Annotated in this window: 17 protein-coding genes and 2 pseudogenes; 12 read left to right on the forward strand and 7 right to left on the reverse strand. The window is 71.3% G+C overall.

Features of this window, described 5'->3' with window-relative positions:
* Positions 1-17: 17 nt before the first annotated feature.
* Positions 18-2,096: pseudogene (locus O7543_RS21665) on the forward strand (SpoIIE family protein phosphatase); the annotation flags it as partial.
* A 77-nt stretch (positions 2,097-2,173) separates the two neighbouring features.
* On the opposite strand, the gene O7543_RS21670 reads toward O7543_RS21665, so the two are convergent.
* A complete protein-coding gene (locus O7543_RS21670) occupies positions 2,174-3,430 on the reverse strand; it encodes an FAD-binding oxidoreductase (protein WP_281567186.1) in 1,257 nt (418 codons plus the stop codon).
* Between the two features lie 121 nt (positions 3,431-3,551).
* On the opposite strand from O7543_RS21670, the gene O7543_RS21675 reads away from it, so the two are divergent.
* Both O7543_RS21675 and O7543_RS21680 read left to right on the forward strand, forming a co-directional pair.
* Positions 3,552-5,639 carry a S9 family peptidase gene (locus O7543_RS21675; RefSeq protein WP_281552158.1) on the forward strand — a complete coding sequence of 696 codons (2,088 nt, stop codon included), beginning with the start codon at positions 3,552-3,554 and terminating at the stop codon, positions 5,637-5,639.
* A 156-nt stretch (positions 5,640-5,795) separates the two neighbouring features.
* Positions 5,796-6,152: an STAS domain-containing protein gene (locus O7543_RS21680; RefSeq protein WP_281552157.1), complete on the forward strand. Its 357-nt coding sequence runs from the start codon at positions 5,796-5,798 to the stop codon at positions 6,150-6,152.
* Here O7543_RS21680 and O7543_RS21685 read toward each other — a convergent pair.
* Positions 6,070-7,440 (reverse strand): MFS transporter, encoded by a 1,371-nt coding sequence (locus tag O7543_RS21685; RefSeq protein ID WP_281552156.1) that lies wholly within the window; start codon positions 7,438-7,440, stop codon positions 6,070-6,072. The two genes, O7543_RS21680 and O7543_RS21685, sit on opposite strands and share 83 nt — an antisense overlap.
* 191 nt (positions 7,441-7,631) lie before the next feature.
* On the opposite strand from O7543_RS21685, the gene O7543_RS21690 reads away from it, so the two are divergent.
* Positions 7,632-8,333, forward strand: a complete 702-nt coding sequence (locus O7543_RS21690; RefSeq protein WP_281552155.1) for a FadR/GntR family transcriptional regulator — start codon at positions 7,632-7,634, stop codon at positions 8,331-8,333.
* Between the two features lie 147 nt (positions 8,334-8,480).
* Here O7543_RS21690 and O7543_RS21695 read toward each other — a convergent pair whose 3' ends face one another.
* Positions 8,481-9,134: a hypothetical protein gene (locus tag O7543_RS21695; protein ID WP_281567187.1), complete on the reverse strand. Its 654-nt coding sequence runs from the start codon at positions 9,132-9,134 to the stop codon at positions 8,481-8,483.
* Between the two features lie 195 nt (positions 9,135-9,329).
* Between O7543_RS21695 and mscL the strand changes: the two genes are divergently transcribed.
* The 6 genes and pseudogenes from mscL (at position 9,330) to O7543_RS21725 (ending at position 12,777) form a co-directional block, all read left to right on the forward strand.
* On the forward strand, positions 9,330-9,734 hold the full coding sequence (gene mscL, locus O7543_RS21700; protein ID WP_281552153.1) for a large conductance mechanosensitive channel protein MscL: 405 nt from the start codon (positions 9,330-9,332) through the stop codon (positions 9,732-9,734).
* A 328-nt stretch (positions 9,735-10,062) separates the two neighbouring features.
* Complete coding sequence (locus O7543_RS21705) at positions 10,063-10,353, forward strand: hypothetical protein (protein WP_278173204.1); 291 nt, start codon at positions 10,063-10,065, stop codon at positions 10,351-10,353.
* A 7-nt stretch (positions 10,354-10,360) separates the two neighbouring features.
* Positions 10,361-10,714: a hypothetical protein gene (locus O7543_RS21710; protein WP_281552152.1), complete on the forward strand. Its 354-nt coding sequence runs from the start codon at positions 10,361-10,363 to the stop codon at positions 10,712-10,714.
* 151 nt (positions 10,715-10,865) lie between these two features.
* A pseudogene (locus tag O7543_RS21715) lies at positions 10,866-11,444 on the forward strand (hypothetical protein); the annotation flags it as partial.
* Between the two features lie 384 nt (positions 11,445-11,828).
* A complete protein-coding gene (locus tag O7543_RS21720; protein ID WP_281552151.1) occupies positions 11,829-12,626 on the forward strand; it encodes a helix-turn-helix transcriptional regulator in 798 nt (265 codons plus the stop codon).
* On the forward strand, positions 12,574-12,777 hold the full coding sequence (locus O7543_RS21725; RefSeq protein ID WP_281552150.1) for a DUF397 domain-containing protein: 204 nt from the start codon (positions 12,574-12,576) through the stop codon (positions 12,775-12,777). Before O7543_RS21720 ends, O7543_RS21725 begins: the two co-directional genes overlap by 53 nt.
* An 87-nt stretch (positions 12,778-12,864) precedes the next feature.
* Here O7543_RS21725 and O7543_RS21730 read toward each other — a convergent pair whose 3' ends face one another.
* Positions 12,865-13,773, reverse strand: a complete 909-nt coding sequence (locus tag O7543_RS21730) for a serine hydrolase (RefSeq protein ID WP_281552149.1) — start codon at positions 13,771-13,773, stop codon at positions 12,865-12,867.
* Positions 13,774-13,780: 7 nt separating this feature from the next.
* Entirely contained in the window at positions 13,781-14,686 is a 906-nt protein-coding gene (locus tag O7543_RS21735) for a LysR family transcriptional regulator (protein WP_281552148.1), read from the reverse strand.
* A 127-nt stretch (positions 14,687-14,813) separates the two neighbouring features.
* Here O7543_RS21735 and bla point away from each other — a divergent pair, with 127 nt between their 5' ends.
* On the forward strand, positions 14,814-15,731 hold the full coding sequence (gene bla / locus O7543_RS21740) for a class A beta-lactamase (protein WP_281552147.1): 918 nt from the start codon (positions 14,814-14,816) through the stop codon (positions 15,729-15,731).
* 78 nt (positions 15,732-15,809) lie between these two features.
* On the opposite strand, the gene O7543_RS21745 is transcribed toward bla, so the two are convergent.
* The gene (locus tag O7543_RS21745) at positions 15,810-17,996 is read right to left on the reverse strand and encodes an ATP-dependent RecD-like DNA helicase (protein ID WP_281555753.1); all 2,187 of its coding nucleotides are present in this window, start codon (positions 17,994-17,996) and stop codon (positions 15,810-15,812) included.
* Positions 17,997-18,114: 118 nt separating this feature from the next.
* Positions 18,115-20,091 carry an ABC transporter ATP-binding protein gene (locus tag O7543_RS21750; RefSeq protein WP_281552146.1) on the reverse strand — a complete coding sequence of 659 codons (1,977 nt, stop codon included), beginning with the start codon at positions 20,089-20,091 and terminating at the stop codon, positions 18,115-18,117.
* A gap of 225 nt (positions 20,092-20,316) precedes the next feature.
* Here O7543_RS21750 and O7543_RS21755 point away from each other — a divergent pair, with 225 nt between their 5' ends.
* Entirely contained in the window at positions 20,317-20,895 is a 579-nt protein-coding gene (locus O7543_RS21755) for a hypothetical protein (RefSeq protein WP_281552145.1), read from the forward strand.
* Positions 20,896-20,978 lie beyond the last annotated feature (83 nt).

The raw sequence follows: 20,978 nt of genomic DNA on the forward strand, positions 1-20,978 counted from the left end.
ATCGGAGGAACCGGCAGGTGACAGCTAGGGCCGAGCGTTCCGCCACCGGCACCGGGAGTGAGCATGTCCGGCGGGTTCGCCTGCCGGCCGACCGACGGACCCCGGCCACCGCACGTGCGGTGGTCAGGTCGGTACTGTCCGAAGCTGCCCTGGATGAACTGATCAACGAGGCGCTGCTGCTCACCACCGAGCTGTCCACCAACGCGGTCGTGCACGCCGGCACCGAGCTGATCATCGAGGTGGTGGCCGACCCGGTCGGGCTGACCGTCACGGTCACCGACTTCGCCGCCGGCCCGATCGAGAACGTCGCCGCGCTGCCCCGCAACGAGCGGCAGAACATCTCCGAGGTGTCCGAGCGGGGCCGGGGCCTGCTCCTCGTCGACCACTTCGCCAGCCGGTGGGGCACCACCCACCTGCGCACCGGCAAGGGGGTCTGGTTCCGGCTCGACCGGCACGGCACCCCACCGGCACCGGACGACTGGTTTCCGCCGGTGCCGGCCGGCACCCGGCTGGCACCCGCCGCCGACGATGATCACCACACCCGGCCGCCGGCCGCGCCCAGCGCCGGGACACTCGCCGCGCTGATGCAGGCCGGGCCGGAACCGCATGCCGACGATCCGCTCGCGGACCTGGCCGGCAGCCTGCTCGCCCGGGTCGCGGACCTGGTCGGCGCGGCCGGTGGCACCGTCCGGCTGGACCGTGGCGACGGCAACGGGGTCCAGATCCTGGCGCGGTACGGCCGGCAGCCACGCTCCGGTGAACTGCTGCGCGTACCGCTGACCGTGCACCGGCCGTACTCCGGGGAACTCGAACTCGACGCCGCGCCGTCGGACTACGCCCGGCCACTGGCCGCGCTTGTCGCCGAGCGGCTTTCGCTGCACCTGGAGAACGACCGGCTGCGCCGCGCCGACCTGCGCCGGCAGACCTGGCTGACCTTCCTGGCCGAAGCGAGTGAACTGCTCGCCCAGTCACTCGACGTCGACCTGACGATGGCGCTGATCCCGCAGCTGGTGGTGCCCCGGCTCGGCCGGTGGTGCGCGGTGCACACCGCGGACGAGTGGGGCCAGCTGCAGCTGGCCGCCGCGAGCCACACCGACGAGACGGTCCTGCCCGCGCTGCACGCCACGCTGCGCGAGTCCGGCCCCGACTCGGTGCTGGCCCGGCTGCGGGAGGCGTCGCGCAGCGGATCACAGGTGCCGCTCGGCGCGCCGATGGAGGGCTTCGCCGTACCGCTGGTGGCCCGGGGTCAGCGGCTCGGCACCCTCGCGGTCGGCCGGCACCAACGGCACCGACACGACCCGGACGAGGTGTCGGTCCTGGAAGACGTCGCCCGGCGGGCCGCGCTGGCCATCGACAACGCCCGGATTCATCAGGAACGCAGGCGGGTCGCGCACACCCTGCAACAGTCGCTGCTGCCGCCGGGACTGCCCACCATCGGCGGGATCGGGCTGGCCGCCGAGTACGTGCCCAGCGGCGACGCGGTCGAGGTCGGCGGGGATTTCTACGACGTGGTGCCGCTGTCGGAGGGCCGCTGGCTGGTGGTGGTCGGCGACGTGTCCGGCAAGGGGGTGCAGGCCGCCACCGTCACCGGCCTGGTCCGGGACGTCATCCGGGTGCTGGTACGCGACGGAAAGGCGTTGCCGGAGGTGCTGGCCCGGCTCAACGACACGCTCGTCGAGCGGGGCGGCGGCCGCTACTGCACCCTCGCGATGGCCGCCGTGACGGTGACCGCCGACCACCAGCTGGACGTCCGGCTGCACCTGGCCGGCCACGACCGGCCGGTGCTGATCAGCGGGTACGGGCAGGCCCGGTTCGTCGGTGCCGGCGGCACGGCGCTCGGGCTGCTGGAGGAGATCGTCGCGCCGTCGGTGGATCTCAGTTTGGCACCCGGCGACTCGCTGGTCTTCTACACCGACGGGATCACCGAGCGGCGCAACGGGCGGGAGCTGTTCGGCGCCGAGCGGCTGCGCCGTGCCGCGGCACCGCTGGCCGGCTTCTCCGCCGACGTGGTGGCGGCCCGGCTGCGCACCACGACGCTGGACTTCTCGGTCGAGGCACCTCGCGACGACATCGCGATCCTGGTGGTACGCAACGAGCCGGCGACGAAGGCCGGCCCGGCCGGCCTTCGCCGCCCACCCAGACCAGCGCGTGACCGACTGACCGGGTGACCCGGTCACGACCCGCCGGTGAACCGGCCGGGCGCCAGCCGGTGCTGCGGGTCGAACCGTTGCTTGAGCTCAAGTAGCCGGGGCAGGCCCGGCCGGTGGCCCCAGATGTCGACGGCCTGTCGGACCTCGGCGGGCGCGGTCAGCACCACGCAGCTGCCGCTGCGCGCCAGCAGCACCGACCGAACCGTCGCCAGGGTCTCGGCGACCCGCTCCGGCGTGGTCGACCCGGGAAGTACGGCGTGCACCAGGCCGGTGCCGACCGAACCGCGAACACCGATGGGTGCGCCGACCGCGTCGCGCACCGCGTAGATCGCGGCGTGCAGGTGCGCGGCCGGTACGTCGAGCCGCAGAGCGATGTCGCTGGCGGTAAACGGGTAACGCCGCCACCAGACCGGCGGTCGGGCGGTGTCGACGGCGTCCCCGCCGAGCAGTGCCGCCGCCCGGCCGGCGCGTTGCCGGTTCAGACCCGGCTCGCCCTCGAACAGCACCGCGAGCTGCCCACCGGGCGGCACCTGGGACGGCCGGACGGTGCGCGCGGCGTGTGCCGGCAGGTCCAGCTCGACCGCCACCGGGTGCAGCCCGTCGACGGTCAGCTCGCCGACCAGGTCGCGTACCTCCAGCGGGGTGTGCACGGTACGTCGCACCCAGCGTCGGTCGGCCGGCACCGGCTGCAGCCGGACCGTCGCGGCGACCAGCACCGCCAGGGCCCCCTGCGAACCGCAGAGCAGCTGGGGCGGTTCGTCACCGGCGTCGTCAGTCTCCGACGCCGCCCGGACCAGCCGCCCGGCGGCGTCGACGTAGTCGACCCCGGTGACGTGCCGGCACGGCGGACCGTGCCGGTGGCTCAATGGTCCGGTCTCGTCGGTGGCGACGATCCCGCCGACCGTCGCCGACGCGGAGGGCGGGTCCAGCGGCATCCGCCAGCCGGCCCGGCCGACGGCCTGCTGGGCGGTGTGCAGCGGGGTGCCCGCGCCGACCCGGACGGTGCGTGATCCTGGCGGGCGGTGCCAGACGCCGGCCAGCCGGGAGGTGTCCAGCACGATGTCCACATAGGACGGTGGAGTCCACCAGTCCAGTTTGCTGCCGGAGCCGCGGGGGATCAGGGTCAGATCCCGGTCGGCGCACAGGCGCAGCACCTCGGCGGTCGCCGAGGCCGTGCCCGGTGCCGCAACCCAACGCGGAGCGGCGGCCGCCACCTCGTCGTCCGGGCCGGCGTCGCGCACGTGCGCGGCACCACAGATCTCAGCCAGTCGAGCGGCCACGTCCTGAATCACCGTCGAGTCACCCCCCGCGCTGATCGTACACGTGTTCTAATCGATCCGGATTGGCCGTGCGGCGTGCCGCCGCGACCGGGCGGCCCGCTCCGGGCGGTACCGTGGCCGGGTGACGACCCAGACACCGGTTCCGCCGACCGCCAAGCGTGTCCCGACCGAGCGCGTCCACCACGGCGACACGGTCGTCGACGACTACGCCTGGCTCGCCGCCAAGGACGACCCGGACACGATCGCCTACCTGCAGGCGGAGAACGCCTACACCGAGGGTGCCACGGCACACCTCGCCGCGCTGCGCGAAACACTGTTCGGCGAGACGAAGCGGCGTACTCAGGAGACCGACCTGTCGGTACCGACCCGCAAGGGCGACTACTGGTACTACACCCGGACCGTCGAAGGCCAGCAGTACGGCATCCACTGCCGGCTTGCCGTCCGGCCCGGCGATTCGGCCCCGCCGGCCACTGTCGACGGCGTGTCGATCGACGGCGAGGAGATCCTGCTCGACGGCAACGCCCTCGCCGAGGGGCATGACTTCTTCGCGATGGGCACCTTCGACGTCAGCCCGGACGGCCGCTGGCTGGCGTACTCCACCGACTTCTCCGGCGACGAGCGCTTCACCCTGCGGATCAAGGACCTGGCCACCGGCGAGGTGCTGCCCGACGAGGTGCCGTCGACCTTTTACGGCACCGCCTGGTCGGCCGACGGCAGCGCGCTGTTCTACCTGACCGTGGACGACGCGTGGCGGCCGTACCGGGTCTGGCGCCACCAGATCGGCACCGGCGCGGACCGCGACGTCATCGTCCACCAGGAGGACGACGAGCGGTTCTGGGTCGGCGTCGAGCTGACCCGCTCCGAGCGGTTCATCCTGATCGACGCGCACAGCAAGACCACCAGCGAGGTACGGGCACTGCCGGCCACCGACCCGACCGCCGAGCCTGTGGTCATCGCCCCGCGCCGGCAGGGGGTGGACTACTCGGTCGAACACCATGGGCACCGGTTCCTGATCCTGCACAACGACGGCGCGGAGGACTTCGCCCTCGCGTACACCTCTGTGGACGCCCCCGGCGACTGGGTGCCGCTGATCGGGCACACCCCCGGCACCCGGCTCGAATCGGTGGACGCGTTCGCCAACCACCTGGTGGTGTCGCTGCGTACTGACGGACTGACCGGGCTGCGGGTGCTCCCGGTCGGCAGTACCGACACCTTCGACATCGAGTTCCCCGAGCCGATCTACAGCGTCGGGCTGGACGCCAACCCCGAGTACACCACCACCAGCCTGCGGATCCGCTACACCTCGCTGATCACCCCCGACTCCATCTACGACTACGACCTGGTCACCCGCGACCTGGCGCTGCGCAAGCGCAAGCCGGTGCTCGGCGGCTACGACCCGGCCGGCTACGAGCAGCACCGGGAATGGGCGGTCGCCGACGACGGCACCCGGGTGCCGATCTCGGTGGTGTGCCGCGCCGGCACCCCCCGGGACGGTTCCGCGCCGTGCGTGATCTACGGGTACGGGTCGTACGAGATCAGCATGGACCCGTGGTTCTCGGTGCCCCGGCTGTCGTTGCTGGACCGTGGCGTGGTGTTCGCCGTGGCGCACGTGCGGGGCGGCGGTGAGCTGGGCCGGCGTTGGTACGACGACGGCAAGATGATGGCCAAGAAGAACTCGTTCACCGACTTCGTGGCCTGCGCCCGACATCTGGTGAAGGCGGGCTGGACCACCTCGGACCGGCTGATCGCCCGGGGCGGTTCAGCCGGCGGGCTGCTGATGGGCGCGGTGGTCAACCTCGCCCCGGACGCGTTCGGCGGGATCGTGGCGCAGGTGCCGTTCGTGGACGCGCTGAACACGATCCTCGACCCGACGCTGCCGTTGACGGTCACCGAGTGGGAGGAATGGGGCAACCCTCTGGAGGACCCCGACGTGTACGCGTACATGCGCTCGTACACCCCGTACGAGAACGTCGCCGCCGTCGACTACCCGCCGATCCTGGCCGTGACCAGCCTCAACGACACCCGGGTCTTCTACCACGAGCCGGCGAAGTGGGTGGCGAAACTGCGCGCGGTGGCTCCCGGCGGGTCGTACCTGCTGAAGACGGAGATGGGTGCCGGTCACGGCGGCCCGAGCGGGCGCTACGACGCCTGGCACGAGGAGGCCTTCGTCACGGCCTGGATCCTGGACCGGGTGGGGCTGGCCGGCTGACCCGGCCGGCGGACGGGACCCGCCGTCGCCGCGATGACGTCGGTCGCGGCGGGTTCCCGACGGCCTGGGATTATGGTTGCTGAGCAACGAACTCCCGGTCCTGCGCGGACGACAGCAAGTGGAGTACCGTTCGAGCGGAATGGCTGGAGGTCTCGAATGTCCCTGACGGTGCAGACGGAGCAGCGTGGCGACGTCGTCGTCGTGTCGGTCGGTGGTGAGTTGGACATGGCCACCGCACCCCAGCTCCAGGACCAGATAACGGATCTACTGGACAAAGGTCGCAGTCGGCTGGTCTTCGATCTGGCCGACGTGTCGTTCTGCGACTCCACCGGTCTGTCGGTCTTCGTCCGGGCGAAGAACGGGTGCGACGAGGCCGGCGGCGTTGTCCGGCTCGCCGCGCCGCAGCGCGGGGTGCTGCGCATCCTGGAGGTCAGCGGCCTGGTCGAGGTCCTACAGACCTTCCCGAGCGTCGACGAAGCGGTCTCGGCGCCACAGCCGGCTGCGGCCGACTGACCGAGGCGGTGCCCGCCTCGTCCTCGATCCAGCGGGGCCGGGCGATCGCCCAGCCCGTACCGGTCTGCACCAGCAGCGCCACACCGAGCAGCGCGATCGGCACCAACCAGCCGCCGGTCTGCTCGTACAGCAGACCGACCGAGAGCGGGCCGAGCGCGGCGATCAGGTAACCGGTGCTCTGGGTGAACGCCGACAACGACACCACGCCGGCCCCGGTCCGCGCCCGGAGCCCGACCATCGCCAGCGCCAGCGGGAAGGTGCCCTGACCGAGCGCGAGCAGCACCATCCACACCAGGGCACCCTGGTACGGCAGCCAGAGCAGCCCCGCGTAGCTGAGTGCGGACGCCACGGTGGTGCCGAGCACAAGCGGCCGCAGGCTCGACATCCGGGTGGCCAGCGTCGGCATCAGCAGCGCGATCGGCACAGCGACCGCAGTGACCCCGGCCAGCAGCAGCCCGGCGGTCTCCGGTCGGAAACCGGCGTCGCGAAACACCTGCGCCAGCCAACCCATCTGGGCGTACGCGCCGAACGACTGTGCGCCGAAGAAGCCGGCCATCAGCCAGCCGAGCCGGGTCCGGCCCGGTCGGATCACGGCCGTCGCGCCCGGCCGTGCCAGCGGTCGCTCGCCGACGGTGCCGCTCGCCGGTCGCTCGCCGACGGTGCCGGGCGTGCCGGTCGCCGGGCGTCGTCGGTCCCGCCAGGCGACCGGCACCCAGAACGCTGCGGCGGCGACGGCGATCAGCGCCCAGAAGCCGAGCCCGGCCCGCCAGCTGCCGGCCGCGTGGGCGATCGGGACCGCGGTACCGGCCGACACCGACGCACCGATCGTCAACGACATCATGTACGCGCCGGTGACCAGGCCGGCCCGGTGCGGGAAGTATTGCCGGACCAGCATCGGCAGCAGCACGTTCGCCACCGCGATTCCGGCCAGGGCCAGGGCGCTGGTCGCCACGAACAACCAGGCGGAGCTGATGGTGACCCGGAGCAGTTGACCGGTGGCGAGCGCCGCCATCGAGGCCACCAGCAGCTGCGGTGGCGAGAATCGGCGGACCAGCCACGGGGTGAACGCGCCGACCGAGGCGAAGGCCAACGCCGGCAGCATGGTCACCACGCCGGCCAGCAGGCCGGACAGTGCCAGGCCGGTACGGACCTCGTCCAGCAGCGGGCCGAGGCTGGTGATCGCGAGCCGCAGGTTGAGCGCGACGAGGATCATCGCGATCAGCACCACGACTGTGCCACGCCGGGCGGCCCCGGTGGTCGCCGTCCCGGCCGGTGCAGTGGCCGGCACCGGCTGGATCCGCCCAGTCGTGGTTGGCCCAGTCGTGCTTGGCCCCGACACGGCCCGCCCCGATGAGGTCTGCCTCGGCATGGTCGACCCCGGTGCGGTCCGGGTAGCCGGGCGGCCGGTGAGGGCGGTTGGCGGAGTCATGTCGACCATCCTAAAATCATGGGATGATTTATGGTCGGGTGATGTAACGGATGACACCCTCGGCAGCTTCCCCGTCGGCACCTGCCGGCCGGTCCGGCACTTCCCGCAGGTCCCGGCAGACTCTGGTCCGCCAGGCGATCGACTCGTTGCGCGAGCAGATCGCCGCCGGCGACTGGCCGCTCGGCACCCGGATCCCGACCGAACCACGGCTGGCCGAGGCGCTCGGCGTCGGGCGCAACACGGTCCGGGAGGCGGTACGCGCGTTGGTGCACGCCGGCGTGCTGGAGTGCCGACAAGGCTCCGGCACCTATGTGATCTCCACCGACGAGTTGGCCGGTGCGGTGGCCCGCCGCTGTGCCTCCGCCGAGTGGCGGGAGACCGTGGAGGTCCGCCGGGCGTTCGAGGTCGAGGCGGCCCGGCTGGCGGCGCAGCGGCGTACCCCGTCGGACGTGGCGTCGCTGGACGCAGCGCTGGCCGACCGCGAGGCGGCCTGGCGCGGGGGCGACCTGGCCCGGTTCGTCGACGCGGACCTGACGCTGCACCGGGCGATCATGGCCGCCTCGCACAACGTGATGCTGTCCGAGCTGTACGACTCGATCGGCGCTGCGATGCGGGCCACCGTCGCCGAGGCGGTCGGCCCGGACCTGCACCCGGACCGGCACGTCGACCACGCCCGGCTGGTTGCGGCGATCCGCGACGGTGACCCGGAGCGGGCGGCCAGCGAGGCGGCCGCCTACCTCGGCACCGACTGACTCGCGACGCTCACGCAAGACTGACCCCGCGACGCTCACGCCCCGAGGGCCGGACCCCGGGGGGCGGGGCCCGGCCCTCGTACTGACCAGCGGCGTTGCGCGGTAGTGGCGCGCTGCTTCGGTGCTGCTGCGGATCGGTGCGGTGGGTCAGCTGTTCCAGTGCTGGGCGACCAGCTCGGCGGCCTGGGTCTCCCACTGCGCGTAGTGGAACGGGAACGCCGACACCTGGACGGTCTGGGCGGCCTCGGTCAGCGGCATGTCCTGCCAGCCGTCGACGGCCCTGAGCCCGTTCAGGAACGCGGTGGTGGAGTACTCGACGTCGGTGATCTGCTCGACGGTGCCCCAACCCGACGACGGGCGCTGCTGGAACAGGCCCTGCGAGTCGTGGTCGTTGCGGTCACCGAGGTGGCCCAGGTTCTCCAGCTTGGACTCCTGCAGGGCGGTGGCGATGGCGACCACGGCGGCCCGCTCGTCCATGCCGGCCTTCTTCGTGGCGGCGATGATGCCCTTGACGTTGTCGGTTTGCTCGCCGGACAGGGTGATGCGGGACTGTTCGCCCTGCACGCCGTGCGGGGTCAACTTGCCGGTGTCGACGCGGTCGCCGGTGTCGACGCGGTCGCCGGTGGCGCCGGTGTCACTCGTGGTGACGGCGGTGTCCGTGGTGGCAGCCCGGACGCCGGGGGTGTGCTGGGCGGCCAGAGCGGGGGCGGCGATCGCGCCGCCGGCCATGGCCAGCCCGGCGATGCCGAGGGCGGTGTTCCGCAGCTTGTCGCGGAGGGTACCGGTGATGATCGTGTTCATGGGGGGTCCACCTCTCCGTGCCGGGGGATCGCCGTTCCAGGTGGTGCGGGGGCGGACCATGCACAACGACAGCCGGTCACCAGGCATTCCACCCCGTGGCCGGGGTCGGGCAGCGGGGCGTGCGCCGGCGGGGCGGGCAGATCGTCGCGGTAGGTTGTCGACCGATATTCCGCTCAGCTGCCGGGAGTGCCCCTCATGATCAACGGCTTCAAGAATTTCATCCTGCGCGGGAACGTTGTCGACCTGGCGGTCGGCATCGTCATCGGTGCGGCGTTCACCGCCGTGGTGACCCAGTTGACCAAGTCGTTCCTGGAGCCGTTCATCAGGCTGCTGGCCGTACTGCTGACCGGCGAGGAGGGCATCGGCGGTGCTGGGTTCACGGTCCGTGGCGTCGTCTTCGACTGGCCGGCCTTCGTCAACGCGGTGATCACCTTCGTGCTCACCGCCGCCGCGCTGTACTTCCTGGTCGTCATGCCGATGAACCGGCTCGCGGAGCGTCGGCGTCGGGGCGAGGAGCCGCCGCCGGCCGCGCCGAGCGAGGAAATCAAGTTGCTGACCGAGATCCGGGACGCCCTGGTGACCCGCCGCACCGACCGGTGATTCAAAGAGCTATCCGTGGTTGCCTTGTTACTCCCAGCACTTGAAAAGTGGCGGCGACGGGACGTGATCTGCGTGACACTTGACGCATGGAGCAGCTAGCCGGGATCACGTCCCAGGACTGCGCAACCCCTACCCGACCTGTCGCCGACCTTGGCCGACCGACCGCCCAGCCCGCTGGTGGGCGGGCGGTAGCCACCCTTGTCCGACCCCGCTGCGACGACCCCACCTGCGGTACCTGCTACCAGCGGCCGGAGACGGACTGACCGCCGTGCCCGGGTCGGTCGCCCGATCCGGTGGCCACCCGCCACTGCCGTATCCTCTCGAACAGATGTTCGATAGGGTCCGTCGGGTGGAGCAGCGTAAACACTGGTGGAACGGCAGTTGGGGACGGCTGGCCCGGCGGGACGTGTTCCTCCGCGCCGACGCCGACAGGTGGTTCGTCGAGGCCCGGGTCGGCGGCGCCGAGGGCAGGTCCCGGTTCACCGAGTACGACACCGAGGAGTCCGCGTACGACGCGGTCCGTCGCCTGATCGACGGCCCCGGCGCCTGGCGCGAGGTCTCCGACGGACGGTTTGTCGCACGCCGACACGGGGAACCGGACGTCCATGAACGCGGCTGACGCATCTGTGACAGACCGGATCACCACCGGCATGCCGGTGGTCGACGCACGGGGCGAGAAGATCGGCACGGTCGCCCTGGTCCGTCCGGCGGATCCGAACGCGGTGACGGTCGAAGGCGCCGTCGATCCGCAGGACGCGATCGGTGACGAGGTGCCCCACCCGGAGGTGGGCGACGAGCCAGCCACCGCGCCCGACGTGGCGGCCCGGCTGCTACGTACCGGCTTCATCAAGATCAGCACGACGGAGCCGGCGGCGCTGCCGGGCGGTGTCGGCTACGCCAGCGTCGAACAGTTGGCGGCGGTCGACGCCGGGGTGGTCCGTCTAGCGGTGCCCCGGTCCGAGGTGACACCACCGGCCTGACCGGCGGTATGGTCACTGACCGGACCGACAGGTGGGTGGCGGGCCCCGACCCGGCTGCGAACCGGGCGGTCTGGCCGGCTGTGGACCTGGCAGTCCGGCCGGCTGCGACCTTGGGCGGTCCGGCGGGTGGTCCGCGACGGTGGGAGGCGACGTGGCGCGCGGTGGTGTCTTCTGCATCGAGGGGCAGTGGCATCGCGACCTGAACGAGCGCGGCTCGGTGCTGCCGACCCTGGAGCTGCTGGAACGGCTCAGCCGGATCCGGTTCATCCACCGCGACGCCGCCACCCCCGACGAACTCGCCTACTTCCTGGACCGCTGGCTGCTGCGCCAGTACGCCGACTACCGGGTCGGCTTCTTCGCCATGCACGGCGAGCCGACCAAACTGTGCCTGACCGAACGGCACCACGTCGACCTGGACGACGTGGCCGAGCAGATGGCCGGCCGGTGCGCCGGCAAGCGGCTGTACTTCGGCAGCTGTTCGGTGCTGCGCGCCTCCGACGCCCGGATGCGCGAGTTCCTCGCCACCACCGGGGCCTCGCTGATCTGCGGCTACACCCGGGAGGTCGACTGGGTGGAGTCGGCGGCGTTCGAGACGGTGCTGCTCGACGTGCTCGCCAACGGGGTCTACAACAACGCCGCCGAGCTGCGGATGGGCTCGTCGCACTGGGCGCCACTGGCGGCGTACCTGGGCTTCCGGATCGTCTACGCCAACGGCCGGACCTGGCGCCCGGCCGGCCGACAACGCGCGTCAGCCGGCCGGCAGCCGGGACCGGCGGGGCCCGAGCAGGCAGCAACCGGCACCCAGCAGGTGCCGATACAGGGCGGCAGGGCCAGGAGCGGCGCGCGGAGCAGGCCTTCGGGCATCGCACGGAAAGATCGATAGCGAGCCAGGTCCACCTGGCCGAATCTGCTTGCGGTCGAGCGCGATTCTCCGCCGATTCCGCCGTTTCATGACACTGGTCATGATCAATTGAGAAGTGGTCGGGCGGGTGCTGTCGAGTTGTCGACTTCCACCCTGGACTGTGACGCGCCGATGCCGGAGGATCGGGGGCGTGAGTTTCGCTTCTTGAATCTGTGAGGTGACACGTTGAGCGATCCGAATGAATTTCGACAAGTGCTGAAGCAAATGCGAATGCAGCTCGGGATGTCTCAGGATGCGCTCGGTGCGGAGGTGCACATCAGTGGTTCCCAGATCGGGAACTACGAGTCAGGGCGGTCGATCCCACCCGACGACGTGCTGGCTGGCCTGGTCGCTGTGCTCAAGGCGGGGCCCGAGCTGCAGGAGCTTGCCGAGCGGGCACGCGGTGAGGCGGTCGCGCCCTGGCTACGGTCCTGGGTGGAGAACGAGCGCCGAGCGGCCATCATGCGTACCTGCCATGCCAATCTCGTCCCCGGGCTGCTGCAGACCGAGGCGTACGCCCGGTCGGTGATCGCGGCCGGGCCGCACACCGAGGTCCAGGTCGAGGAGATTACCCGGGAACGGATGGCGCGGCAGGCGGCGACCCTGGGTCGCGAGGATCCGTTGCTGTTGCACGCGATCATCGGCGAGGCGGCGCTGCGGATCGGTGACTCGGTGATCATGAAAGAGCAGCTGGATCACCTGGTCGGGGTGGGATTCCTCCCCAACGTCGTGGTGCGGGTGGTGCCGTTCTCGGCAGGGCCGCATCCCGCGCTGACCGGCGCGTTCGAGATCGCCACCCTGATCGAGGGAGCAACCGTCGTCTACCGGGACAGCGTCGACGAGGGAGAGGTGGTCACCGGGCTTGCGACCGTACGCAACGTGCAGCGAGCATGGGAGTTGGTGTCCGCACGGGCGCTACCGTGTGACCTGTCCCGTGACCTGATGATGAGGGTGGTCGATGACCATGAGCACCGAATTGAACTGGCGAAAGAGCACCCGGAGCGGCACTAACGGCGGGTCCTGCGTGGAGGTGGCCGATAACCAGCCGGGTCGGGTGTACGTCCGGGACACGAAGGACCGCGACGGCGGAACGCTGGCCTTCGTGCCGGCGGCCTGGCGTGGGTTCGTCGACCTGGCCAAGCGGGCCGGCTCCGCAAGCTGACCGTATCAAGATCAGGTGAGCGCTATGGACCTCACCCCGCTGTTGAGAGGTCCATAGCGCTCACCTGATCTTGGGATGTCGGTCGGGTCAGCCGCCCACCAGCCGAAGCTCGTCGTGCAGACTGCGGGCGACGTACGCCATCGAGGCCTCGGCCGCCGGCTGCACCATCGCCGGCACCCGGGATTCGGTCAGCGCGGCGACCGCGTAGATCTGGCCGTTGGCGTGTTCCACGACGCCGATCTCGTGCCGCAGGTTGAGCAGGGTGCCGGTCTTCGACGACCAGCGGGCAGCATCGGAGCTGAAGTCGGGCGCGAGTCGCTGTCGCAGCACGTTGTCACCCATCAGTTCGCGGACCCGGCCGGCAACCTGTTGGTTCATCGTGGCCGGCAGCCAGAGTTCGTGCAGGAGGTCGACGAAGGCGCGGGCCGATCCGGTACTGGCCCGGCTGACGTCGAGTTGGGCGACCGGGTGGCCGTGACCGGCGGTTGCCGCGCCGATGGCCAACGACTGCGCCAGGTGACTCTCCTGCGGGGCGAACCGTTCGGCAGGGGTGTCGGTCAGGTCACTGATCGGGTGCCGGACGATAATTCCGGACAACCCGAGCCGGCGCAGCCCGATGGTGACCTCCGCTGGCGGCGTGAGGTCGAACAACGCGTCGGCGGCGGCACCGTCGCTGATCGCCGTACTGAGATAGAGCAGGTCCTCGAGGGCCACCGTGGCCGGGTGGCGGAACTTGCTCAACCCGGTCGGGCCGGGCACAGCGACCCGGTTCGGGCGCACCAGGGTCAGCGCCGCCGGATCGAGTTCCCCCCGGTGGATCCGGTCCAACGTGACTACCGCCAGTGGGACCTTGACCAGCGATGCCGCCGGGAACTCCAGGTCGGGGTCGATGCCAAGTTCGTCGCCGGTACGCAGATCTCGGACCAGGACGGAGCCACGGAGTCCCGCCTCGTCGAGGGTGGCTCGTGCCAGCCGCAGCACCTTGGCGACGCCCATACCTTCCTCACCGTTGCTCGTCGGGCGGGGCACCGAGGCAGGTCCGCACTACGGCGTCCGGTAGGTCGTGCAACCGCCGGGCGTCCTCGGCCAACCCGGCCGCGATGTCGTAGCCTCGGGCGAACACCTGCTCGCCGATCGGGTGCCAGCGCAGCCCGAGATCCCGGGCCTGACTGGCCGAGCAGAGCAACAAGTCGCCGCTGTCGCCGCCGTACACGTCGGCGAGCGCGGCGACGAGTCCGGTGGCGATCCTGACCTGCGCGGGTGCCAGACCAACGGACTGGGCGAGGCGGACCATCCGATCCCGTACATGCGGGACGTCGTCTTCAGGCTGAATCCAGATCCGGTTGCCGGCCCGGTCACGCCGAAACCGACCAGGGCGCAGCGCGGCGAGGAAGATCGGGTCGGCGGCGTCGCCGGTGGAGCCGTCGGACGAGCCGGCAAGCCCCAGCGGTACCTGCCACCGGCTGCCGTCGGGTGCCACGGCGAGCAGCGCCGCGCGTACCTCCAAGCCGTGGACCAGGTCGGCGCGCTCCGCCGGATCGGCGGGGACCAGATCCAGTTGCAGGCCGTCGGTCCGGGCTTCGGTGACCAACCGGGCCAGCCGCCGGGGCGGGCAGATCGCCGGAACGGCCAGCCGGAGCGGGCGCAGTCGGGCCTGCTCGGCGTTGTGTTCCAGGGTGTCCGCGAAGTCGACCAAGCGCCGGGCCGAGGGCAGCACGTCCCGCCCGAAGGCGGTCAGGGTGACGGCGCGTGACGAGCGGTCGAACAGCCGGGCACCGAGGTGCTGTTCGAGGGTGGCGATCCGCCGGCTGGCCACGGACTGCGGGATGCGGGCCGCCGCAGCGCCGATGGTGAAGCTGCCGTGGGCGCTGACCGCAACGAAAGCCCGGCAGGCGGCCACCACGTCCACGGCAGCTGATTCTATGCCCGGTTCTATGCCGAATCAGCATCAGAACGCGCACCGTCGTCTTTTACCGCATCCGACTCCTCTGCCAGGCTGACTGACATCCCAAGTGCACCTGGAAAGGATGCTTCGCATGACCTTGCGTACCTGTGTCCGTATCGCCGTCGCGGTGGTGGCGCTCGTACCGCTGGCGGGCTGTGCGACCTCGGGGTCGCCCGACGCCGCCCCGAGCGCTGTCGGGCAGCCGACCACGACGGCGACCACCGGCGCACACCTGGTCGAGCTCCGACGCCTGGAGGAAAGCTTCGACGCCCGGCTCGGCGTCTACGCCGTCGACACCGGCACGGGCCAGACTGTCGAACACCGGGCAGACGAGCGGTTCGCGTACGCCTCGACCTTCAAGCCACTCGCCGCAGCCGCAGTGTTCGACCAGACCACCGGCGCCGAGCTCGATCAGGTGATCCGTTACACCGCCGACGACCTGGTCACCTATTCACCGATCACGGAACAGCACGTCGACACCGGCATGCCGCTGCGCGACATCGCCGACGCGGCGATCCGGTACAGCGACAACACCGCCGGCAATCTGTTGCTGGAGCAGCTCGGTGGCCCAGACGGCTTCGAGAAGCGGCTGCGGGAGATCGGCGACGACGTGACCGATCCGGACCGCTGGGAGACCGAGCTGAACGACTACACCCCGGGCGACCCCCGGGACACCAGCACCCCGCGGGCGCTGGCCGGAAGCCTGCGGGCGTACGCCGTCGGCGACGCGCTCGCCACGGACGACCGGGACCTGCTGGTCGACCTGTTGGTGGCGAACACAACCGGTGACGAGCTGATCCGGGCCGGCGTGCCGGATGGCTGGCGCGTCGGAGACAAGACCGGTGCCGCCGGATACGGCACGCGCAACGACATCGCCGTGATCTGGCCGCCGGCCGGCCAACCGATCGTGCTGGCGGTGCTTTCCGACCGGGAAGGCCCGGATGCCGGGTACGACAACGCGCTGATCGCACAGGCCGCGCGGGTCGTCGTCGCCGAACTGCGGCCGTGAGATCCGGGTCCGGCTGTGAGACCCGGGTTCGGCCGAGAGACCCGGCCGGTCGTAAGACCCGGGTGGTCCGGACCCGGGTCAGTCGGGTGCCAGGCGGTGGGTGAGTGCGGTGTGCCGGCGGCCTGCCCCGGCGGTTCGGACCGCGATCGCGATCGCCTTGCGCGAGCCGACCAGCACGACGAGCTTCTTCGCCCGGGTCACCGCCGTGTAGAGCAGGTTGCGCTGCAGCAGCGTGTACGAACTCATCGTCACCGGGATGACCACCGCCGGGTACTCGCTGCCCTGTGAGCGGTGCACGGTGATCGCGTACGCGTGCTGCAGCTCGTCCAGCTCGTCGAACTCGTACTCGATGTCCTCGTCCTCGTCGGTGCGGACGGTGAGCTTGCGGTCCTCGGTGCTGACCGCGGTGACGACTCCGATGGTGCCGTTGAAGACTCCGGCGGTGCCCTTGTCGTAGTTGTTGCGGATCTGGATGACCTTGTCGTTGATCCGGAACACCCGGGCGCCGTGCCGCCGCTCCGGCCGGTCGTCGCGCGGCGGGGCAAGCGCCTCCTGCAGGGCGGTGTTCAGGTTGCCGGCGCCGGCCGGGCCCCGGTGCATCGGGGCGAGCACCTGGATGTCGCGGGCCGGCACCCGGAACTTGCGCGGGATCCGCCGGGCGACGATGTCCACCACCAGGCCGGCGACCGCCTCCGGCTCGTCGGCCGCGAACAGGAAGAAGTCGGCCATGCCGTCGGTGCGCGGCTGCTCGCCGGCGTTGATCCGGTGCGCGTTGACCACCACCCCGGACTCCTGGGCCTGCCGGAAGATCCGGGTCAACCGGACCTGCGGTACGGCCGGGGCGGCGAGCACGTCGCGCAGCACCTCGCCGGCACCGACCGACGGCAACTGGTCGACGTCGCCGACCAGCAGCAGGTGGGCACCGGGTGCCACCGCCTTGACCAGCTTGTTGGCCAGGATCAGGTCGAGCATCGAGGCCTCGTCGACGACGATCAGGTCCGCGTCGATCGGGTTGTCCCGGTCGTACGTCGGATCGCCGCCCGGCCGCAGTTGCAGCAGCCGGTGCACGGTTGCCGCCGGGTGACCGGTGAGCTCGGTCATCCGTTTCGCCGCCCGGCCGGTCGGCGCGGCCAGCACGATCTTGGCACCCTTGGCGGCGGCCAGCGTGATGATCGACTTGACGGTGAACGACTTGCCGCAGCCCGGCCCGCCGGTGAGCACCGCCACCTTCGAGGTCAGCGCCAGGCGTACCGCCTGCTCCTGCTCGGGGGCGAGGTCGGCGCCGGTGCCGGCGCGCAGCCAGGCCAGCGCCCGGCCCCAGTCGACGTCGGCGAACGCCGACAACCGGTCGGCCCGGTGGTGCAGCAGCCGCAGCAGGCTGCCGGCCAGTGAGCATTCGGCGCGGTGGAACGGCACCAGGTAGACGGCCGGGATGATGCCGCCCTCGCTGGTCGGGTTCGGCACCGCCTCGCGTACCACGCCTTCCTCCGTGACCAGCGCGGTGAGCGCGTCGCGGACCAGTTCGACGGCGACGCCGAGGATGCCGGCGGCGTCGGTGCACAGGTTGGGCTCCGGCAGGTAGCAGTGGCCGTGGTCGGCGGCCTCGGAGAGGGTGTACTGGATGCCGGCCTTGATCCGTTCCGGGCTGTCGTGCGGGATGCCGACTGCCTGGGCGATGGTGTCGGCGGTCTTGAACCCGATGCCCCAGACGTCGGCGGCCAGCCGGTACGGCTCGTTGCGGACGACCGAGATCGACCCGTCGCCGTACTTCTTGTAGATCCGTACGGCGAGCGAGGTGGTGACCCCGACCCCCTGCAGGAAGATCATCACTTCCTTGATCGCCTGCTGTTCGATCCACGCCTTGGCGATCAGGGAGGTCCGTTTCGGCCCGAGACCGGGCACTTCGACCAGCCGGCCAGCCTCTTCCTCGATGATTCGTAGCGTGTCGGCGCCGAAGTGGGCGACGATCCGGCCGGCCATCTTCGGCCCGATCCCCTTGATCAGGCCGGATCCGAGGTACCGCTCGATGCCCTGCACGGTGGCCGGCAGCACCGTGGTGTACGAGTGGACCTCGAACTGTCGGCCGTACTTCGGGTGCGACCCCCACCGGCCGACCAGCCGGATGCTCTCCCCCGGCTGTACGCCGAGCAGCGAGCCGACCACGGTCAGCAGGTCGGTGCCGGACCGGTCGGTGGCGACCCGGGCGATGGTGTAGCCGGTCTCCTCGTTGGCATAGGTGATCCGTTCCAGGACCGCCTCCAGCACCGCTGCCGGGTGTCGGGCCGGGTGCGCGGCCGGGGGCGTGGCTGGCGGCGTGGTCGGGGGCGCTGCGGAGGGCGTGGCCGGGGCGGCGGTGGGTCCGGTGGTGGCGGTCACCGGTCGATTATCCGACCGGCGTGTCGGCGTACCCGCTCGCCTGCAGCTCGAACAGTTCCCGGTACAGCCCGTCGGCGGCGAGCAGCTCGTCGTGCGTACCGGCCTCGACCAGCCGACCCGACCGCAGCACGTAGATCCGGTCGGCCTGACGGACGTTCGCCAGCCGGTGAGTGATCAGTACGACGGTCCGGTCCGGCCGGCGGCGGAGCTGCTGGAACAGAGCGTGTTCGGCGCGGGCGTCCAGCGCCGCCGACGGTTCGTCGCAGATCAGCAGCGGCGCGTCGCGGTAGATGCCGCGGGCGGCGACCAGCCGCTGCCACTGGCCACCGGACAGGTCGTGGCCCTCCCGGAAGTTGCGGTCGAGCAGCGTCCGATACCCCCGGGGCAGGCTCTCGATCATGTCGTGGGCGGTGGCGGCCGTCGCGGCGTCTACCATGGACGGCCGTACCCGGTCGCCCGCTGCCTGGTGGTGGTCCGGACGACCGGGCTCAGCCTGGTCGTGGCCTGGCCGGCCGATGGTGATGTTCTGCCCGGCGGTGAACGGGAACCGCCACCAGTCCTGGCTCACCACCGCGACCTGGCCGGCGAGCCGCTGCGGGTCGATCTCGTCGATGTCGACGCCGTCCCAGCGGATGGTGCCGCTGCTCGGCCGGTACAGCCCGGCGATCAGCTTGGCCAGCGACGACTTTCCAGAGCCGTTCTCGCCGACCAGCGCGACCACCTCACCCCGACGCAGGGTCAGGCTGACTCCGTCGACCGCCGGCCGGTCGGTGTCCGGGTAGCTCAGGCTGACGCCGTCCAGCTCGATTTCGTCGTACCCGCCGATCCGCCGGCCGCCGGCCGGTGGCACCTGCCGGTCGGCGCGGGCCAGGAAGTCGCGGTAGTCGCGGTAGTACAGCGCGTCCTCGTACAGCGCGTTGGTGGCGTGGATGGCGGTGTTCAGGTTGGCCCGGGCCGCCTGGAGCGCGATCATCGCGGTGGCGGCGGCGGCCAGCGGGATCATGCCGACTAGGAGCAGACCGCCGAGTACGGCGTAGACGACGAAGGCAGCGGTACCGCTGAACGCACCCCCGACGACCCGGGTGCCGGTCTGCGCCCGCACCAACCGCAGCTGGGCCCGGGTCTCGGTGGTCATCGTGCGGTGATACTCGCCGAGCAGGAAGTCCCGCATCTGGTAGGTGCGGATTTCCGCAGCGGTGTGCCGGTTGGCCATCAGGTGGGCCAACATCCACATCCGCCGCCGCCGGGTGATCCGGGCCAGCAACGCGAGGTACTCGCGGCGGGCGATCCGAATGGCGGTGACGGCGGCCGGTACCGCCGCCAGCAGCAGACACGGCAGCAGCAGCGGCTCGATGACGGTGACCGCTGCGGCGGTGGCGGCCACCCCGACGACCCCGGTGGTGAGGTTCACCGCGTCATCGACAATGGACGCCGCTTCGACGGTGCCCCGGTCGCGGGCCCGGTCCATCTCCTCGGCGAAGCCGGCGTCGTCGAACGCGGCCAGCTCCACCGACGTGGTGGCCTCGAACAGCCGTAGCTCGGCCCGGTAGGTGACCTGTGGCATCAGCCGGGCCTGGGCCCAGCCGGCGGCGATGGTCAGTCCGCCCCGGGCCGCCACGGCGAGCGCGGCGACGGCGAGCGCCGGGGCGGCCGCGCGGATCCGGTCCGGCGTCGGCCCGGAGGCGAACAGTTCCCGCAGTACGCTGCTGGTGGCCAGCAGCCCGAAGGTGGTCATCACCCCGGCCACGACGTTCAGCCCGATCGCGGCGACCGTGTCGCGTGGGCTCACCGACCAGGCCAACTTGACCGCCTCGGCGAGGATTCCGGGCAGCCGGCGGGCGACCGTCCAGAAGCTGGTCTCGGCGAACCCGCGGGCGTGGTGCATCCAGTCCGCGTCGGCGAGTTCGGGCAGCGCCTCGCCGTCGTCGGGGAAGCCGTCGGATGGTTGCGCGGCAGCGGAAGCTTTCTGCTGAATAGGCCACATACGTCCGAATCCTTTGTCGTCGGCCTGCCGCAGGGGCGGACGGAACGTAGCGTGGAGGCTACTGAAGGATATGTGGTCGGTGATGCCGGTGAGTGTCGTACCGGCTATCCATGGCAAACTTTCGATCGGCTGGCGAACGGCCGCCCACCGCGCCGGTGGCGAACGGCCGCCCACCGCGCCGGTGGCGAACGGCCGCCCACCCCGACGGAAGAAGGCCACCGACCGATGGACCAGCAGCAACTGCAGACGCTCCGACAGCTGTACGTGCGACAGCGCATCCGGTTGATGGTCAACCAGTACGAGGTCCGCGCCGTCGGCCCGGACGGCGCACCCGGGCCGCTGCTCGCCTTCGCCCAGCAGAAGCGGCTGGCCTTCCGCGAACAGGTCACCCTCTACGCCGACGACCAGCGCCAGCGGCCCGTACTCGGGTTCAAGGCCCGGCAGGTGATCGACCTCGGGGCGACCTACGACGTGACGGATGCCGCCGGCCACCCGATCGGACTGTTCCGTAAGGACTTCGCCCGGTCGCTGCTGCGCTCCACCTGGCACCTGGAGCAGCCCGGCATCGGGGTGGCGACCGGCGCGGAACGCAACATGGTGGTCGCCCTGCTGCGCCGGTTCAGTGACCTGCTTTCCTGGCTGCCGTACCACTTCGACTTCACCATCGACGGCCAGCCGGCCTTCTCCGTGGTGCGCAGGTGGGGCCTGCGGGACAACTACCAGGTCGACATCCATCACCCGCAACTGGACCGTCGGCTGGTGATCGCCATGGCCGTCGCGCTGGACGCCCTGCAGTCGCGGTGACCCGCCGATCCTGCCCCGGGGCGGCCGGTGGTGCCGTCCCGGCAGCCGGGCCGGGGAGGCCGCTGGCGTACCGGCTTCACTAA

It is taken from the genome of Solwaraspora sp. WMMA2080, from assembly GCF_027497395.1.
In the GTDB taxonomy this organism is placed as follows: Bacteria; Actinomycetota; Actinomycetes; order Mycobacteriales; family Micromonosporaceae; genus Micromonospora_E.

Bases quoted from the DNA above. Each gene is read 5' to 3' on its own strand.
- O7543_RS21690 (WP_281552155.1), top strand. From the start codon at position 7,632: ATGACACCCTCGGCAGCTTCCCCGTCGGCACCTGCCGGCCGGTCCGGC.
- O7543_RS21705 (WP_278173204.1), top strand. From the start codon at position 10,063: ATGTTCGATAGGGTCCGTCGGGTGGAGCAGCGTAAACACTGGTGGAAC.
- bla (WP_281552147.1), top strand. From the start codon at position 14,814: ATGACCTTGCGTACCTGTGTCCGTATCGCCGTCGCGGTGGTGGCGCTC.
- O7543_RS21730 (WP_281552149.1), bottom strand. From the start codon at position 13,773: ATGGGCGTCGCCAAGGTGCTGCGGCTGGCACGAGCCACCCTCGACGAG.
- O7543_RS21750 (WP_281552146.1), bottom strand. From the start codon at position 20,091: ATGTGGCCTATTCAGCAGAAAGCTTCCGCTGCCGCGCAACCATCCGAC.
- O7543_RS21680 (WP_281552157.1), top strand. From the start codon at position 5,796: ATGTCCCTGACGGTGCAGACGGAGCAGCGTGGCGACGTCGTCGTCGTG.
- O7543_RS21755 (WP_281552145.1), top strand. From the start codon at position 20,317: ATGGACCAGCAGCAACTGCAGACGCTCCGACAGCTGTACGTGCGACAG.
- O7543_RS21725 (WP_281552150.1), top strand. From the start codon at position 12,574: ATGACCATGAGCACCGAATTGAACTGGCGAAAGAGCACCCGGAGCGGC.
- mscL (WP_281552153.1), top strand. From the start codon at position 9,330: ATGATCAACGGCTTCAAGAATTTCATCCTGCGCGGGAACGTTGTCGAC.
- O7543_RS21695 (WP_281567187.1), bottom strand. From the start codon at position 9,134: ATGAACACGATCATCACCGGTACCCTCCGCGACAAGCTGCGGAACACC.